The organism is Nitrincola alkalilacustris (assembly GCF_008973755.1).
Classification (GTDB): Bacteria; Pseudomonadota; Gammaproteobacteria; order Pseudomonadales; family Balneatricaceae; genus Nitrincola; species Nitrincola alkalilacustris.
Map to the genome: position 1 here is coordinate 431,595 of NZ_WBOM01000001.1, position 16,928 is coordinate 448,522.

Annotated in this window: 13 protein-coding genes and 5 tRNA genes; 6 read left to right on the forward strand and 12 right to left on the reverse strand. The window is 53.9% G+C overall.

Features of this window, described 5'->3' with window-relative positions; translation table 11 throughout:
- Window positions 1-125: 125 nt before the first annotated feature.
- Both rnr and serB read left to right on the forward strand, forming a co-directional pair.
- Window positions 126-2,513 (forward strand): ribonuclease R, encoded by a 2,388-nt coding sequence (gene rnr / locus F7R27_RS01970; RefSeq protein WP_151702529.1) that lies wholly within the window; start codon window positions 126-128, stop codon window positions 2,511-2,513.
- Window positions 2,514-2,598: 85 nt separating this feature from the next.
- On the forward strand, window positions 2,599-3,813 hold the full coding sequence (gene serB, locus F7R27_RS01975; RefSeq protein ID WP_151702530.1) for a phosphoserine phosphatase SerB: 1,215 nt from the start codon (window positions 2,599-2,601) through the stop codon (window positions 3,811-3,813).
- Between the two features lie 35 nt (window positions 3,814-3,848).
- On the opposite strand, the gene F7R27_RS01980 is transcribed toward serB, so the two are convergent.
- From F7R27_RS01980 to F7R27_RS02035, 12 genes are all read right to left on the reverse strand, one after another.
- Window positions 3,849-5,978, reverse strand: coding sequence for an EAL domain-containing protein (locus F7R27_RS01980; protein ID WP_168927399.1), 2,130 nt, complete (start codon window positions 5,976-5,978; stop codon window positions 3,849-3,851).
- 92 nt (window positions 5,979-6,070) lie between these two features.
- Window positions 6,071-6,146: transfer RNA gene (locus F7R27_RS01985), tRNA-Gln, on the reverse strand.
- Between the two features lie 6 nt (window positions 6,147-6,152).
- Window positions 6,153-6,229: transfer RNA gene (locus F7R27_RS01990), tRNA-Met, on the reverse strand.
- Window positions 6,230-6,283: 54 nt separating this feature from the next.
- Window positions 6,284-6,358 (reverse strand) — tRNA-Gln (locus tag F7R27_RS01995).
- A gap of 23 nt (window positions 6,359-6,381) precedes the next feature.
- Window positions 6,382-6,458 (reverse strand) — tRNA-Met (locus F7R27_RS02000).
- Between the two features lie 86 nt (window positions 6,459-6,544).
- Entirely contained in the window at window positions 6,545-7,636 is a 1,092-nt protein-coding gene (ychF, locus tag F7R27_RS02005; RefSeq protein ID WP_151702532.1) for a redox-regulated ATPase YchF, read from the reverse strand.
- A gap of 14 nt (window positions 7,637-7,650) precedes the next feature.
- Window positions 7,651-8,244: an aminoacyl-tRNA hydrolase gene (gene pth, locus F7R27_RS02010; protein WP_151702533.1), complete on the reverse strand. Its 594-nt coding sequence runs from the start codon at window positions 8,242-8,244 to the stop codon at window positions 7,651-7,653.
- Between the two features lie 27 nt (window positions 8,245-8,271).
- Complete coding sequence (locus F7R27_RS02015; protein ID WP_151702534.1) at window positions 8,272-8,856, reverse strand: 50S ribosomal protein L25/general stress protein Ctc; 585 nt, start codon at window positions 8,854-8,856, stop codon at window positions 8,272-8,274.
- 144 nt (window positions 8,857-9,000) lie between these two features.
- Complete coding sequence (locus tag F7R27_RS02020; protein WP_151702535.1) at window positions 9,001-9,942, reverse strand: ribose-phosphate pyrophosphokinase; 942 nt, start codon at window positions 9,940-9,942, stop codon at window positions 9,001-9,003.
- 67 nt (window positions 9,943-10,009) lie between these two features.
- Window positions 10,010-10,085: transfer RNA gene (locus F7R27_RS02025), tRNA-Gln, on the reverse strand.
- A 119-nt stretch (window positions 10,086-10,204) separates the two neighbouring features.
- Window positions 10,205-10,792: a lipoprotein insertase outer membrane protein LolB gene (gene lolB / locus F7R27_RS02030; protein WP_151702536.1), complete on the reverse strand. Its 588-nt coding sequence runs from the start codon at window positions 10,790-10,792 to the stop codon at window positions 10,205-10,207.
- Window positions 10,792-12,507, reverse strand: a complete 1,716-nt coding sequence (locus F7R27_RS02035; RefSeq protein WP_151702537.1) for a tetratricopeptide repeat protein — start codon at window positions 12,505-12,507, stop codon at window positions 10,792-10,794. Before F7R27_RS02035 ends, lolB begins: the two co-directional genes overlap by 1 nt.
- A 264-nt stretch (window positions 12,508-12,771) precedes the next feature.
- Between F7R27_RS02035 and hemA the strand changes: the two genes are divergently transcribed.
- The 4 genes from hemA to moeB all read left to right on the forward strand — a co-directional run bounded on the left by hemA (window position 12,772) and on the right by moeB (window position 16,926).
- On the forward strand, window positions 12,772-14,046 hold the full coding sequence (gene hemA, locus F7R27_RS02040) for a glutamyl-tRNA reductase (protein ID WP_151702538.1): 1,275 nt from the start codon (window positions 12,772-12,774) through the stop codon (window positions 14,044-14,046).
- 13 nt (window positions 14,047-14,059) lie between these two features.
- The gene (gene prfA, locus F7R27_RS02045) at window positions 14,060-15,148 is read left to right on the forward strand and encodes a peptide chain release factor 1 (protein ID WP_151702539.1); all 1,089 of its coding nucleotides are present in this window, start codon (window positions 14,060-14,062) and stop codon (window positions 15,146-15,148) included.
- Between the two features lie 82 nt (window positions 15,149-15,230).
- The gene (gene prmC / locus F7R27_RS02050) at window positions 15,231-16,178 is read left to right on the forward strand and encodes a peptide chain release factor N(5)-glutamine methyltransferase (protein WP_151702540.1); all 948 of its coding nucleotides are present in this window, start codon (window positions 15,231-15,233) and stop codon (window positions 16,176-16,178) included.
- Window positions 16,168-16,926, forward strand: coding sequence for a molybdopterin-synthase adenylyltransferase MoeB (moeB, locus tag F7R27_RS02055; protein ID WP_151702541.1), 759 nt, complete (start codon window positions 16,168-16,170; stop codon window positions 16,924-16,926). The genes prmC and moeB overlap by 11 nt, the downstream gene beginning before the upstream one ends.
- Window positions 16,927-16,928 lie beyond the last annotated feature (2 nt).

Genomic DNA, 16,928 nt, shown 5'->3' on the forward strand with positions numbered 1-16,928 from the left:
GTGTTAAAAGCCGGCATCGCCGGCTTTTATGTATATGCCACTGACGCACGCGCGTCGATGTGGTAATTATGTCAGATCCAGAATGATCTGACCGGGCCAGAGATGCCCGAAGTAATGGAATTAATATGAGTAAAAACTGGATAGAAAAAGACCCCGCCCAAGAACGCGAGGCAGAAAAATACAGCAACCCGGTACCGAGCCGTGAGTTCATTCTGGACTTCCTCGAGAAGTGGGGTGCGCCGATTGCGCATCTGGATCTGTGTGATGAGCTGAAACTAAGCGATCCGGACCAGGTTGAAGCGATGCGCCGTCGTCTGATTGCGATGTGCCGCGATGGGCAACTGATCTCCAACCGTCGTAATGAATTTGGATTGATCAGCAAAATGCAACTGATCGCCGGGCGGGTCATGGGGCACAGAGATGGCTTCGGGTTCCTGCGTCCCGATGCCGGTGGTGATGACCTGTTCCTCAGCCCGCGTAACATGCGTGAGCTGTTTGATGGCGACAGGGTGCTTGTGCAGGAGATAGGTCTTGATCTCAAGGGACGTCGTGAGGGCAAGGTTGTAGAGGTTCTTGAGCGTAACACCCGTAAGGTGGTGGGCCGGTTTGATGGCAATAACGGTTTTGGTGTACTGGTACCTGAAAACCAGCGTATGACCAATCAGGTGATGATCATCCCGGATGAGGGCTCTGATCTGACTTATGAAGATGGGCAATTGGTCGTGGCTGAGATCATTCAGTACCCGAACAAACGTCAGCCAGCACGTGCAAAAGTGGTGGAGGTGCTTGGTGAACATCTCGCACCGGGTATGGAGATCCAGGTCGCAATCCACAACTATGATATCCCCAGTGAGTGGCCTGAAGAGGTCAGTCAGGAACTGACCAGGCTCAGCCCTGAAGTCGCTGAGTCGGATAAGGCCAATCGTGTTGATCTTCGCAAGCTGCCCTTCGTCACTATTGATGGTGAGGACGCCAAAGATTTTGACGATGCCGTTTACTGTGAGAAAAAACGTTTTGGTGGCTGGCGTCTGTGGGTGGCCATTGCCGATGTTTCTTATTATGTGCATCCCGGTAGCGCGCTTGATCGCGAAGCGGTGCGACGTGGCAACTCTGTTTATTTCCCGGAGTTTGTTGTTCCCATGCTGCCGGAGCTGCTGTCCAATGGCCTGTGTTCGCTGAAGCCGAAGGTTGACCGTCTTGCCATGGTGTGCGAGATGAATATCAGCCGCTCTGGGCAGCTGTCTGGCTACAGCTTTTACGAGGCTGTTATCAACTCGCATGCTCGACTGACCTACAACCAGGTTGCATCAGTACTGGGGCAGGGTGATACGGAGCAGCAGGCACCGCTGCGCGAAAAACTCGCGCCGTTGGTGCCACACATTGAACAGTTGCATACACTGTATAAGACATTGCGCAGAGCGCGTGATGAACGTGGCGCCATCGATTTTGATACGGTAGAAACCCGCATGCTGTTTGGTGCCGGTCGCAAGATTGAGCAGATAGTACCGGTTCACCGTAACGATGCGCATAAGTTGATTGAGGAATGTATGTTGATTGCCAACGTGGCAACAGCCAGGTTCCTGACCAAGTTCAACAAGCCAGCGCTGTATCGCATCCATGAAGGGCCAAAGGATCAGAAGCTGCAGAATCTGCGAGCATTTCTGGGTGAGCTGGGGCTTAATTTGCCTGGCGGAGAAAAGCCAGAGCCGAAGGATTATCTGCGTCTGGCAGAGGCGATTGAGGATCGTCCGGATCAGCATGTGATTCAGACCATGATGCTCAGATCGATGCAGCAGGCTGTTTACAGTCCGGAAAAGAAGGGGCATTTCGGTCTGGCATTTGAAGCCTATGCGCACTTCACCTCACCGATACGCCGTTATCCTGATCTGTTGGTGCATCGAAATATACGCGCCGCTATTCATGGACGTCGTCGCATCAAGGGTATTGAGCGCCCTTCCGGTTTCCTGCCGAACAAGGCCTTCAGTACCGAATACTCGATGGAACAGATGGTACAACTGGGCGAGCACTGCTCAATGACTGAGCGTCGTGCCGATGAAGCAACGCGTGATGTTGTAGCCTGGCTCAAGTGCGAATATATGCAGGAGCATATCGGCTCAATTTATGAGGGCGTTGTGGCTGCTGTCACGGGCTTTGGTATGTTTGTCGAGCTCAAGGATCTTTATGTCGAAGGTTTGGTACACATCTCTGCCTTGCCCAGCGATTATTATCATTTCGATCCGGGTAAACAGCGCCTGATCGGTGATCGTACCAAGAAGGTCTATAAGCTCGGAGATACTGTTCAGGTGCGTGTAGTCAGGGTCGATCTGGATGAACGCAAGATTGATTTCGATCTGGGCGATACCCCCGGGCAGGCGCCGACTACCAAACCCAGCAAGCGTAATCTGTTGCGTGAGGGGAAGCTCAAGGAAGTTAAGGGGGCGCCGCGTGGGTCAGGTGCGCCTAAAGACAAGAAACGGCCTGCAAGAAAGCCGCGCAAGAAACCCTCGCAGTAAACGCCGGGCATGATCTGGAGCGGCCAGCTCTGCTATAATGGCCGCTCTAATTCACACCTCAGTCAGGCGCAAAGCGGGCACTTCCATGAATGAAATAATTCTGATGACACTTTCGGGCAATGATAAACCGGGTGTCACATCGGGTATCACGGATATACTGGCAGGCTATCAGATCAATATCCTGGATATCGGTCAGGCAGTTATCCACAACACGCTTTCGCTTGGTATTCTGTTTCAGGTGCCAGCTCAGTCTGCTTCCTCCCCCCTGTTGCGTGATCTGCTGTTCAAGGCGCATGCCTTGAATATGCATGTTCGTTTCGAGCCTGTTGCAGATGAGGACTATCAGCAGTGGGTGCAGGCTCAGGGAAAATCCCGCCATATCATTACACTGCTGGCTCGGCGTATCAGTGCTGAGCATATTGCTCGGGTCACAGAGATTGCAGCCAGTCATGGACTGAATATCGACAATATCAATCGTCTGTCGGGTCGTATCCCTCTGCATGGTGAGCAACGCTCTACGCGTGCCTGTGTCGAGTTTTCGGTACGGGGGATACCGGCTGATGCGGCTGCGCTGCGCGAAGAGTTTCTGACAGCTGCATCGGAGCATAATGTCGATATCGCCTTCCAGCGTGATGATATCTATCGCCGTAATCGGCGTGTGGTAGTGTTTGATATGGATTCGACACTGATTGAAGCGGAAGTGATTGATGAGTTGGCCAAGGAAGCAGGTGTGGGCGAGCAGGTATCTGAAATTACGGAATCTGCGATGCGTGGCGAGCTGGATTTTGATCAGAGCTTTCGTCGTCGGGTGGCCCTGCTGAAAGGCTTGGACGCTTCAGTACTGGAGCAGGTCGCACAACGCTTGAAAATGACGGAAGGGGCAGAGACGCTGGTCTCGCAATTGAAGGCGCTGGGCTACAAAACAGCCATCCTCTCGGGTGGTTTCACCTACTTTGCCAACCACCTGCAGCAGAAGCTCGGCTTTGATTATGTCTATGCCAATGAACTGGATATTCAGGATGGGCGTGTTACCGGCGAGGTGAAAGGCAGTATCGTGAATGGTGAGCGCAAGGCTGAGTTGCTGCGAGAGATTGCCGCGCGTGAAGGGGTTTCGCTTGAGCAGACCATTGCTGTAGGTGATGGCGCCAATGATCTACCGATGCTGTCGATAGCAGGCCTCGGTATCGCTTTTCGAGCCAAGCCGCTGGTGCGTCAGAGTGCCAAGCAGTCGATCTCAACACTGGGCTTGGATGGCATTCTCTATCTGATCGGTTTCAGAGATCGTGACGGTTTGCACTGAATCCCAATAGCCTGTGTCAGAGTTGGTGCAGGCTCTTACTCATCAAAGAAGGGGTAATCCATCTGTGCTCTCGGTGGTTGCAGATAGTAGCCCTGAACCAGATGCACGCCAAGACGGAAGAGTTTGCTCATCAGGCGTGTGCTCTCCACCATCGGTACAATAATCAGCTTATCCTGCTGCAGGAGGGGCTTCAGCATCCACTCCAGTTGATCAATGCTGATCAGTTGGCTGTTCAGGTCGTTGATATAGCTGCCATCAAGCTTGATGTACTGGCTGCCAAGCTCGCGCAGCAGGTTATCGGACTCCGATGTGCAACCGAAGTGTTTCAGGCAGGTTTTGCAGTGAAGTTGTTTCAGTCCCTTGCAGAAGGCTCTGGCATAGTCTGGCGAAGCGATGGCGTCGGACTCGCTGATCTGAAATACCAGATGGTCGGCAGGTAGTCTGAGCTCCCTGATCTTTTCAGACAGCCAGGGCAGTATTTCCTTGTTGCGCAGTGTGCGGCCTGTCAGGTTGATGAACAGACGGTTGCGCCTACCGGCATTAAACTCCAGTCGTAACAGCTTCAGGCACTCCTCCAGTACCCAGAAATCCATTTTGGCCATCACCTCATCATCACCGAGATCACTCATGAAAATGTTGGGTGATATCTCATCGCCAGCATCGGACAGCAAGCGCAGCAGAATCTCATAGTTGGCTGCCTTCTCTTCAATGTGAAGAGGGACGATCGGTTGGAAAAGGAGTCTGAAGCGATTGTTCTGGATAGAGTCGAGCACGCGTATCACGGCCTTGCTGTCGGCCGTTGTGATAGTGGTCTGCTTTTCCGGTTGATAGACGCTGAAACCGTTACCGGTGCGGTTACCATAGTGCAGGCTCTCGGCAGCGAGTCTGGCTCGTGCTATCAGATCAGACCCCCTGGGTACGCTGTCATTGATCGGTGCAATACCGATTGAGCAGGTGGTGTGCAGTGTGTAATTCTCAATCTTGCGATCAATATGGGCGATGGCCCGGCACAGGGTATTGGCCAGCAGAGAGGACTTCTTGACATCAGGATCAAAGAAAATAATCCCGAAGCTGCTGCTGTCTAGCCTGGCGACCGTGTGTGCAATATTGATATGCTCGCGTAGTACATCCGCTACATCCCGGATCAGTTGATCAGCGCCGGCAGGACCTGCTTCTTCGGCGATGACTTTGTGCTGATCCAGGCTGAGGTACAGCAGGTTGCAGTCGTGCCCGCCGTGCAGGGCTTTTTTAACGGTGTGCTCTAGCTGTGTCATGAAGGCGGCTTGATTCTTCAGACCGCTGATAGGGTCCTGATCACCGAAGGCATGTGACTGGGTGTGCTTGGTATCCTGCCGGAAACTGAGCAGAAAACACTCACGATCATGAAAAATCCCCGGCTCCATACTGATCACGGCCTTGAAGCTTGTGTTATCAAACCTTACCGCATTCAGCTCAAGCGTATCCGGGCTGTCAATGTCGTGCATGTATTCATGCAGGCTGTGCCAGAACTGCTCGCGCTGCAGAGGGGAGATCAGTTTGTCGAGTTGCAGGCCACTGCAGTTGCTGTGGTCGTATCCGAATAGTCTGGAGAAGCTCTCATTGGCGTAAATGATCCGCCCCTCTTTGCAGAAGCAGATCGCTGTTTTGACTTCGTCGATGAAAGACTGCATTCTCACTTCGGCTTTTTCAAGTAAGCTCTGTGACTGTCGCAGCATCCGTCGTGTTTCCAACTGCTTCAGTTCCTGCTCAATCTGGAGCAGGAAAAGGTGGTGCTTCTCGGGGGAGCAGACAAGATGAATATTTTCACTCAGCAACTCGCTCTGCTGGTCCTCTGTCAGTCCCTCATCTATGTGTATTACCGGCAGATCTTTTGCCAGGCCCAGAATGCTGCTCTGGGCGGTATGAAGCGTGAGGGGTGTAGGGACATCGGTGCTGTGTAACAGAAGATCCCAGGAGCGCTGGGACAGAGTTGCAAGCAGACTCTCTTCATCATGTATGACGCGGCCAAGAGGAGCCAGGCCGGCTTCTCGCAGCAGGGATAGAATGAATGCAGAGCTTTCTTTTCTCAGTCCGAGAAAAAGTAAGCTGATGCTCTTTCTGTGCGTCTTCTTTGCCGAACCGGATAGCTTTGCCAATAGCGCATCGGTCGTGGTGGGCCCGCTCATCTTTTCTACCATGTCCGTTGGATGCCCTATAGTAACTCTGAAGGTGATAGGCTGTCAGTAGCAGAATAGTACGGAATGAGAAAGAAGAGAAGTGGCTGGGGTAGGAGGACTCGAACCTCCGAATGCTGGAATCAGAATCCAGTGCCTTACCAACTTGGCGATACCCCAGTAAAGTGGTGGCAATGGCGGGATTCGAACCTGCGACCCACGCATTATGAATGCGTTGCTCTAACCAACTGAGCTACATTGCCGATATAACCGGTCTGTGTGCCAACTTTGCGTTAACACCGTTTCACTGCGAAGAGTGGCAGGGGTAGGAGGATTCGAACCTCCGCATGACGGGATCAAAACCCGTTGCCTTACCGCTTGGCGATACCCCTAAATCCTTATACAGGCTTAAAAGTGGTGGCAATGGCGGGATTCGAACCTGCGACCCACGCATTATGAATGCGTTGCTCTAACCAACTGAGCTACATTGCCGTTGTGCTTTTAAGGCGGCAAATTATTCTCTTTTTGCCGAGTAATGTCAACCGCTTGTGAAAGCGGTTGTTAAAAAAACTGCGAGATCAGACGTTAAAGCGGAAGTGCATTACATCGCCATCCTTGACGATATATTCCTTGCCTTCCAGGCGCCATTTGCCAGCTTCCTTGGCACCCTGTTCGCCCTTGTAATGGATGAAGTCATCAAACGAGATCACTTCAGCGCGGATAAAGCCTTTTTCGAAGTCGGTGTGGATCGCTGCAGCCGCTTTGGGGGCTGTTGCGCCCTGAAGCACTGTCCATGCACGTACCTCTTTAACGCCCGCTGTAAAGTAGGTCTGCAGGCCTAACAAGCTGTATCCGGCACGGATCACACGATCCAGGCCAGGTTCATCCATGCCCATCTCCTGCAGAAATTCAAACTTCTCGTCATCTTCCAGCTCGGCAATTTCCGATTCGAGTTTGTTGCAGATCACAACTATCTCGGCATTTTCGGCTGCGGCCAGTTCACGTACCTGCTCCAGATGTGGGTTGTCCTCAAAGCCATCTTCAGCCACGTTGGCGATATACATGGTGGGCTTGGTGGTCAGCAGGTGGAAGGATGGAATCAGTTTCAGCTCATCAGGATTCATCTTCAATGCGCGGGCAGGCAGGCCTTCGCTTAGAAGTGGCAGCAGCTTTTCCAGCAGGGCCTTGGCAGCGATGGCGTCTTTATCTCCGCCCTTGGCGTTTCGGATGGTGCGCTGCAGCTGCTTTTCCACCGACTCAAGATCGGCCATGGCCAGCTCCAGATTGATGGTCTCGATATCAGAGATAGGGTCAATGCGGTTGGCAACATGGATAACATTGTCATCTTCAAAGCAGCGCACGACATGTGCAATGGCATCTGTTTCGCGGATGTTGGCCAGAAACTTGTTACCCAGCCCTTCACCGCGTGATGCGCCGGCAACCAGGCCGGCAATATCGACAAACTCCATGGTCGTCGGCACAACTCGCTGTGGCTTGACGATCTCTGACAGCTGCTCCAGTCGCTTGTCTGGCATGGGTACGATGCCGGAGTTGGGCTCAATGGTGCAGAAAGGGAAGTTCTCTGCATCAATGCCTGCTTTGGTCAGCGCGTTGAACAAAGTTGATTTGCCGACATTGGGTAAGCCGACGATACCGCATTTAAATCCCATGATCTGGTCCTGTATTAAGCCTTGCCGTTGAAGCTGTGCAGCTGGTTCATGGCTTTGGCCCAGTCGCCATGAACAGCCAGTGGCAGATGCTGCAGAGTTTCAAGAATGGCATCTTGAGTTAGGTTGCGTTCAGTCTCCGGAGCTTTGCTCAAAACGAAGCCTGAAACCTGGCTGGCATGTCCGGGGTGGCCGATGCCAATGCGTATTCGATAAAAATTCTTGTCATTGCCCAGCTGGGTGATGATATCGCGCAGACCGTTGTGTCCACCATGACCACCGCCTTTTTTCAGGCGAGCAGTACCGGGAGGGAGGTCGAGCTCATCGTGAGCAACGAGGATCTGTTCGGGGGCGATCTTGTAAAAGCCAGCCAGTGCTGCGACAGCCTTGCCACTGAGGTTCATGTAGGTAGCAGGGATAAGCAGATGGACAGTCTGACCATCAATGATGGTTTTGCCATAGTGGCCGAAAAAACGCCGTTCGGGCTTGAGAGGGGTCTGCTGGCGGGCAGCAAGCTGCTCCACCAGCAGGGCGCCGGCATTATGACGGGTCTGGGCGTATTCGGGGCCTGGATTACCCAGACCTACAATCAGCTCAATCCTGTCCTTCATGCCGTTGCCATATAGCCTCTTGGCTGATTACTTCTTGGCGCCACGTGGAGCGTAGCAGTAGCCGATACCCTGGTCGTGATCTTCGCCGCGACGCAGAGCCACAATCTCTACACCCTCAGGCAGAACAATGTCTGACAAGTGAGCAATCTGACCCATTTCGATTCTGGACAGATCAACTTCCAGGATTTCAGGCAGGTCTTTCGGCAGGCACAGTACTTCAGCAGTTGATGCTTCAGCGGCAAACTTGGCAGCATTCTTGGATGCTGAAGATTTTTCGAAGTTGACGAAGTTCAGAGGAACCTGAATCTTGATCTTTTTCGTGTCATCAATGCGCTGGAAGTCGGCGTGCAGGCAGACAGGCTTGGATGGGTGGCGCTGCAGATCCTTGATGATCACTTTCTCTTCCTGGCCATCCAGATTCAACGTCAGGATTGAGGAGTAGAAGCCATCTTCCAGCAGCAGGCGGTACAGATCCTTGCCGATGACGGAAACCGCTTTAGGTGTATCAGTACCGTAGATAATTCCAGGTACCATGCCCTGATGACGCAGGCGGCGGCTCGCACCTTTCCCCTGATCTTCACGGCTGACAGCGTTAACAACAAAGTTTTTCATTTCAGTTACCTTATAAACTAAAAGCTGCAAAACCCGCGACCAGGTATTTGCAGCATTCGATTGCCCCTGATGGGGGTTGCGCCTTCACGGACTATTCCGATCGGCAAAGTGGCGGTACAGATCCGCCGGCGCCCTGATCTCCGCTCAGCGGAACATGGCGCTGATGGATTCTTCGTTACAGACGCGGCGGACAGCTTCAGCCAGCATCGGTGCCAGTGTGAGCTGGCGTATCTGTTTGCATTTTCTGGCTTCGGCAGACAGTGGGATGGTATCAGTGACAACCATCTCATCCAGTTCCGAACCCACTATGTTGCTGATGGCGGGGCCAGACAACACGGCGTGAGTCACATAGGAGACTACACGGGATGCGCCTTTCTCTTTCAGTGCCAGTGCAGCCTTGCACAGGGTGCCGGCTGTGTCGCACATGTCGTCGACGAGGATGCAGGTACGACCACTGACATCGCCGATGATGTTCATGACCTGAGCTTCATTGGCTTTTTCGCGGCGCTTGTCGATGATCGCAAGGTCGCAGTCGAGCTGCTTGGCAACTGCACGTGCACGTACCACGCCACCGACATCCGGTGAGACGACCATCAGATTTTCGTATTGCTGATCCAGAATGTCGTCCAGCAGTACTGGTGAGCCATACACGTTATCTACAGGGATATCGAAAAAACCCTGAATCTGGTCGGCATGCAGATCGACCGTCAGAAGGCGGTCAACGCCGGCGCTGGTCATCATGGTGGCGACCACCTTGGCACTGATCGGTACACGGCTTGAGCGCGGACGGCGATCCTGGCGGGCATAGCCGAAATAGGGGATGACGGCTGTTATGCGTGCAGCAGATGCGCGGCGCATCGCATCGACAAATACGATCAGCTCCATCAGGTTATCGTTGGTCGGGGAGCAGGTAGACTGGATGATGAAAACATCCTTGCCGCGCACATTCTCCTGGATTTCAACGCTGATTTCACCATCGCTGAAGCGACTGACATCTGCCTTTCCCAGCGGGATGTCCAGGCGTTCCACCACCTTTTTTGCCAATTCTGGATTGGAATTTCCGGTGAAGATCATCAAGCTGGACATGCGTTTTACCTTCGCGATCGCTGCAGATTGGGGTGAATTTGATGAAAGGATGTCAGTCATCATAATATGGCTGGGGTAGGAGGACTCGAACCTCCGAATGCTGGAATCAGAATCCAGTGCCTTACCAACTTGGCGATACCCCAGTAACTTTTTCATTGGCGGCGGACCACCGTTTTAAGGAGGCGCGTATTCTCGGTTGATTCTGTGTAAAAATCAACCCCTGATGAGGAGTAAACGCCAGTTCTTGTTTAAATAGCCATTGTCAGAGGGTGGTCAGTGGTTCCCAGTTATGAATAACCAGGGTTATACCGAGTTCGTCATGCGTCAGACGTATGCGTCCCGGCAACAGCAGGGCATCACTCACCTGTTGATAACGGTTGGCTCTGACCTCCCATCCAGCCTGCTGGAAGGCGACCTCACCGGTGGCGCCATCCAGTCGAGTAAAGGGTAGATCAGGATCAGTCAATCCGCGAATCCAGAATACGGCATGGCTGACCGGCAGGCTCCAGCCCATCAGGTGTTGCATCAGTTGTTCGGGCGTGTCGGCAATATAGCGCTCGTCATCTCCGGCAAGGCTGATCTCGATGAAATCGGAGCGTCCTTCAAGTCGCGCGACTGTCTGGCCCACTGGGCCGAACAGCGAGATGCGATAGGCACGCCCCTGTTGCAGCCACTCCATGCTGGCTGAGTCGTTGCGATCAGGCTGGCGTATCCCGATTCGGCCCTGCATCATCCAGCTACTCATTGCCAGTGCCTGATTCTGATCAGGCATCTCCGGGACCAGGGGCTCTGGTCTGAACGCGCTGCAACCAGCGAGAAAAAGTGTACATGCTATCAGCAGCAGGCGCATTACTGAGGTTCTCCAATGTATTCGGCAGCTTCCATAAGGTGTCTGTTATCCGGGTATTCATTCAGGTTGTCATAAAGCAGTGTTCTGGCTTCATCAAAACGCTCAAGTGCCCAGAGCACCTGAACCAGATGGCCAGCCACTTCCGGGTCGGGGAAAAGATCATATGCACGCTCAAGATAATGCAGTGCCTCGTCATGCTCGCCCATCTTGAACAGGATCCAGCCCATTGAATCGAGGATAGCGGCATCATCCGGGCGCTGTGCAAGTGCCGCAGTGATCAGCTCATAGGCCGTATCATACTGATCGGTGTGGACTGTCAGAGTGTAGCCCAGTGCATTCTGCAGCGTCGGGTTGTTTGGATCCAGTTCATAGGCATGGTAAAGATCCTGAAGCATCTGCTCTGGATCAATGGTGTCGAGCAGCATGGCACGTGCATACAGAAGTCTGATCTCGTCCGGATATTGTTCGAGCGTGTGGCTCAGGCGCTCAATAGCCTCTTCCGGATAGCCATTGCGCTGTAACCATTCAGTATGCAGGGCGGTCAGGTCTATCTGATACTCTGAATAACGCTTGATGTCACCTGTCATCAGATTCTTGACCCGTTGATACTGGTCCGGTGAGTCCAGCAGCATCAGTATCTGTGCCCGGGATTGCAGATAGGAGTCGCCGGGTGGGATGCGCAGATAATGCTGAATAGCCTGCTCGGGATCCTCCTGCATCTGGGCGATCTGTCCGAGATAATAATGCACCCGACTGTCCGGACGTGGTGATTTCAGCAGCTCTTCCAGAAGCTCACGGCTGCTGTCCAGTTGATCATTGTCCAGCAGCAGCAGGGCCAGAAACAGTTGCAGTTGGCGGTCATCCGGGTAGGTTTTGATCAGTTCCGTGATGGCGCTGTCGGCAGACTCCAGCTCACCATTGAGCAGCAGCATCTGAGCATACTGGATCTGCAGGCGGCGATCTTCAGGGTGTTCATTAAGTGCCATGGAGACCAGTACAAATCCCTCTTCAAAGCGCCCCTGAAGACGATATATCTCGGATTTGAACAGCACCAGTTGCGGATCGTAGGGTGCCAGGGCAAGGCTTTCATCCAGTAGACGTATCGCCATGCCATCATCACCCGCCTGACGGTAAAGCAGACTTCTGGCAATTGTCAGATCAATGCGCTGAGGTTGGCTTTTGCTGATCTGATCAAGCAGGCCCAGGTAGCGCAGGGCCATCTCCGGTGTAAAACTCTCGGACTGGCTGCTGATCAATTGAGCGATATCGGCATCCTGATCCTGCAGGATTCTCTCCAGCAGTGGCAGCGCCTCCTCGAACTGCTGACCCTGCAGTAAAAGCGTTGAGGCAATATAGCTGGGTTCGATATTGCCAGGGCTGACTTCAGACCAGATGATGGCCGCATGAATGGTGGCATCCTGATCTCTCAGAAACTGTGCAATACGTGTGGCCCGCTCTGCAATGACCGGATCCCGGCTCAGTCTCGCCTGGTTCAGGTAGATTTCGAGCGCTTCTTCATACTGCCCCAGCTGACCTGCCATTTCGGCCTTGAGCAGCTCGAAAAGTGATTCGCGATTGAACTCGCCAGTCCGGTAAATCACCGGCTCCATGGGTGTGTCCAGAATCTCTACATCCACTACAGGTTGAGGCGGTGGCAGGCTGGCACAGCCGGCCAGGAGCAGGCCGAGCAGCATTCCCGAAAAGCTTTTTTTCATGATCACGTTAACCTTGATCCCGGAAGTATTCCCTGAATTCAACTATAGGAGGCTGTCCGAGAATAGACGACCTACTGCACCACTATAGAGTATGAGGTTCTCACTTGTCGATTGGTCGGTAAGCCGGCCATAAAGTTCAATTGATTGATGCTACGTTGAAAAACCGCAACAGGATTAACAGGCATGGCTTAATCAAGGCGGGTTAAACGTGTATCATGTGGCCCTTGTAAACGTCTGGTTTATTCTGAGAAGTGTAACTCCCTTATGGCACTGCTTGCTCTGGGTATCAATCATAAAACCGCCCCTGTCGAGGTGCGCGAGCGTGTCGCCTTTGCCCCTGAGCATCTGGCTCAGGCGTTGCGGGAGGTGTGTCATGAAGCCGATCTTCGTGAAGTCTCCATACTCTCGACCTGCAACCGCACTGAGCTTTATTGCTCTACGGATGTGCCCGGTACTCAGCAGCTGTTGCAGTGGCTGGGGCATTACCATGGAGTTGAGCCGAGCAAGCTGCAGCAGTGCAGCTATGTCTACTGGGATGAGGATGCGGTCAGACACATGATGCGTGTTGCCAGCGGTTTGGACTCACTGGTGCTGGGTGAACCGCAGATTCTCGGGCAGCTGAAGTCCGCCTACACAGTGTCACAGAACGAGGGAGTGGTCGGAGTCGAACTTGGACGCTTGTTTCGGCATACCTTCTCTGTTGCCAAACAGGTCAGAACCCATACCGCAATCGGACAGAACCCCGTTTCGGTCGCCTATGCCGCTGTCAGCATGGCGCAGCACATTTTTGCCGACCTGCGTACCAGTCGAGCGCTGCTGATCGGTGCCGGTGAAACGATTGAACTGGTGGCGCGTCATCTGCGGCGGGCTGGTGTACAAAATATGACAGTAGCCAATCGCACAGTTGAGCGTGCCCAGGCGCTTGCAGATCAGTTTGGTGGTCGGGCCATTGAGCTGGGCGAGATACCCGCCGTGCTGGCGAATATCGATATCGTGATCTCCTCAACGGCTGCTCCATTACCGATACTGGGCAAGGGGGCTGTCGAAGCCGCACTGAAAAAGCGCCGCCACAACCCCATGTTCATGGTTGATATTGCCGTACCCAGGGATATTGAACCTCAGGTGGGCGACCTTGAAGATGTTTACCTCTACACGGTGGATGATCTGCGGGAGGTGATCGAGGAGAATCAGCGCGGGCGGGAGCAGGCTGCACGCGAAGCTGAAACGATTATTGAAGCGGGCGCGAGTGAGTTCATGCGCCAATTGCGCGAACTTGATGCGGTGGATACGCTTACAGCGCTGCGTAACCATGCGCACCAGATATGCGAGCAGGAGCTGGAAAAGGCGCAACGCCAGTTGCAGGCCGGAAAATCGGCAGACCAGGTGGTGGCTGCCCTGGCACGCGGGCTCACCAATAAACTGCTGCATCAACCGACCGTTCAGCTCAGACAGGCATCAGCCGAGGGCCAGCTCGAGATGCAGCGTCTGGTTCAGAATCTCTTTCAATTGTCCGACAGCAACGCTGACAGCGACAAATAACAGGCTCAGATAGATGAAATCCTCGATTCAAAACAGGCTGGAGAAGCTGACGGAGCGCTTTGAAGAGCTCTCGGCACTGCTCAGCGAAGCTGATGTGATCAGTGATCAGAACCGATTCCGCAGTTACTCCATGGAGTATTCTGAGCTGGAACCGGTAGTCGTACAGTTTGGTCGCTGGCGCCAGGCACAGGAAGATCTGGCTGAAGCGCAGCAGATGCTGACTGAAAACGATGCCGAGATGCGTGAGATGGCGCAGGAGGAGGTAGCAACGGCCGAGTCCTTGATCAGCGAGCTGGAAACCGAACTGCAGATTCTGATGTTGCCGAAGGATCCCAATGATAACCGCAGCGTGTTTCTTGAGGTCAGAGCCGGAACCGGTGGCGATGAAGCAGCGATCTTTGCCGGTGACCTGTTTCGCATGTATGCCAAATATGCCGAGATGAAACGCTGGAAGGTTGAGATCATCAGTGCCAGTGAGGGTGAGCATGGCGGTTATAAAGAGGTGATCAGCCGGATAGTGGGTGATGATGTCTATGCACACCTGAAGTTCGAGTCTGGCGCCCACCGGGTACAGCGGGTGCCTGAAACTGAATCACAGGGTCGTATTCATACCTCGGCCTGTACGGTGGCGATACTGCCTGAACTGGACGAGGCCGCTGCCATCGACATCAACAAGGCGGACCTGCGCATTGATACTTATCGTGCATCCGGTGCCGGTGGTCAGCATATCAACAAAACGGATTCGGCCATCCGTATCACCCATCTGCCGACAGGACTGGTGGTGGAGTGTCAGGAGGAGCGTTCGCAGCACAAGAACCGCGCCAAGGCGATGGCACTGCTGGCGTCCAGACTGCAACAGGCTGAAACCGATCGGCAGCAGGCTCAACAGGCGAGTGCACGTAAATCACTGGTAGGCAGCGGTGATCGCTCCGAGCGTATCCGCACCTATAACTTTCCGCAGGGCAGGGTCACGGATCATCGCATCAATCTGACGCTCTACAAACTCAATGAAGTGATTGAAGGTGATCTGGATTCGGTGATCAACCCTTTGCGGCATGAGTATCAGGCGGAGCAGTTGAGTGCTCTTGGTGGGGACGCTTGAATATAAGTAGCGACACCTGATTATTCATGGCGATACCTGATTCCAGTGGGTGATGCCTGATAAGATTTAACGAGGTCTGGCTGTGAGAATTGATGAGGCACTGGCGCTCTGTGAGCGACTGAAAGCAGTTTCAGATACGGCGCGTCTGGATGCCGAGTTGCTGCTGTGCCATCTGCTGAACAAACCGCGCAGCCACCTGTTTACCCGTCCCGAAGCGCTGCTTGATGAAGCTGTCGTCAAGCGTTTCGAAACTCTGATGGCCCGGCGTGAAACGGGCGAGCCTGTCGCGCACCTTATCGGCACGCGTGATTTCTGGACCCTGACACTGGAGGTCAGCCCATCGACACTGATTCCCCGCCCGGATACCGAAACGCTGGTGGAGGCTGTGTTGCAACGCTTCACCCAACCCGGATTGCGTGTGGTGGATCTGGGCACGGGTACCGGTGCGATTGCGCTGGCGCTGGCATCTGAACATCCTGACTGGCAACTGGTGGCCGTTGATCGCATGCCGGATGCCGTGGCGCTGGCCCGGCGTAATCGTGATCGTTTACAGTTGAATAATGTTGATATCCTTGAGGGTAGCTGGTGCGAGCCTCTGCAGGGGCAGTATGATCTGATTGTCAGCAACCCTCCCTATATTGAACCGGACGATCCACATCTGCAGCAGGGCGATCTGCGCTTTGAGCCGCACTCAGCACTGGTGGCAGATGATCAGGGTTTGTCCGATATTCGTCTGATTGCGGATCAGGCAAGGGGGTATCTGGTCGAGGGTGGTTGGCTGATCTTCGAGCATGGCTATAATCAGGCGGAGCAGGTGCAGGCGCTGCTGAGTGAGCAGGGTTATTCACAACTGTTTACCCTGTGTGATCTGGGTGATCAGCCGCGTGTCACGGGTGGATGCTATTCATCCAGTGATACGCAGATCCCTGTTCACACAGAACAGCACACAGAACAGCAGTCAGAGCAGCAGACAACGCCGCAGACAGACCCGCAAAACCAACAACAGACAGGGCCAGACGATGTTGAGTGATGATCAATTACTGCGTTACAGCCGGCATATCATGCTGCCTGAGGTGGAAGTAGCCGGGCAGGAGATCTGGCTCAACAGCCGTGTGCTGATTCTTGGGCTGGGTGGTCTGGGTAGTCCTGTTGCTGCCTATCTGGCCGCCGCCGGTATTGGTGAGCTGGTGCTGGTGGATGATGATGAGGTGGATCTGAGCAATCTGCAAAGGCAGATATTGCATGGGCAGGATCGTATCGGTATGGCCAAGGTCGAATCTGCCCGGTGCTCGTTGCTGGCGCTCAATCCTGATATCCGCATCACTACCCTGCAGCAGCGCCTGGATGGTGAAACGCTGGCGCAATGGGTAGCACAAGTCGATATGGTGATGGATTGCACGGATAACTTCACCACCCGTTTTGCCCTTAATCGCGCATGCTTTGCCGCTGGTGTGCCACTGGTGTCGGGAGCTGCGATCCGTTTTGATGGGCAGATCAGTGTTTATGATCCACGCGTGGCCGACTCACCCTGCTATCAGTGCCTGTATGGTGATGGCGATGATGAAAATCTGACCTGTTCCGAATCCGGTGTGCTGGCACCGCTGGTAGGCATTATCGGCGCGATGCAGGCGATGGAAGGGCTGAAACTTCTTGCAGGCATCGGGCGTCCGTTGACCGGGCGTCTGCTGATTCTGGATGGCCGGCGCATGGAGTGGCGCGAGTTACGGCTGCATAAAGACCCAGCCTGCCCTGTCTGTGGCCAGGCAGAGCAGGTCTGAGG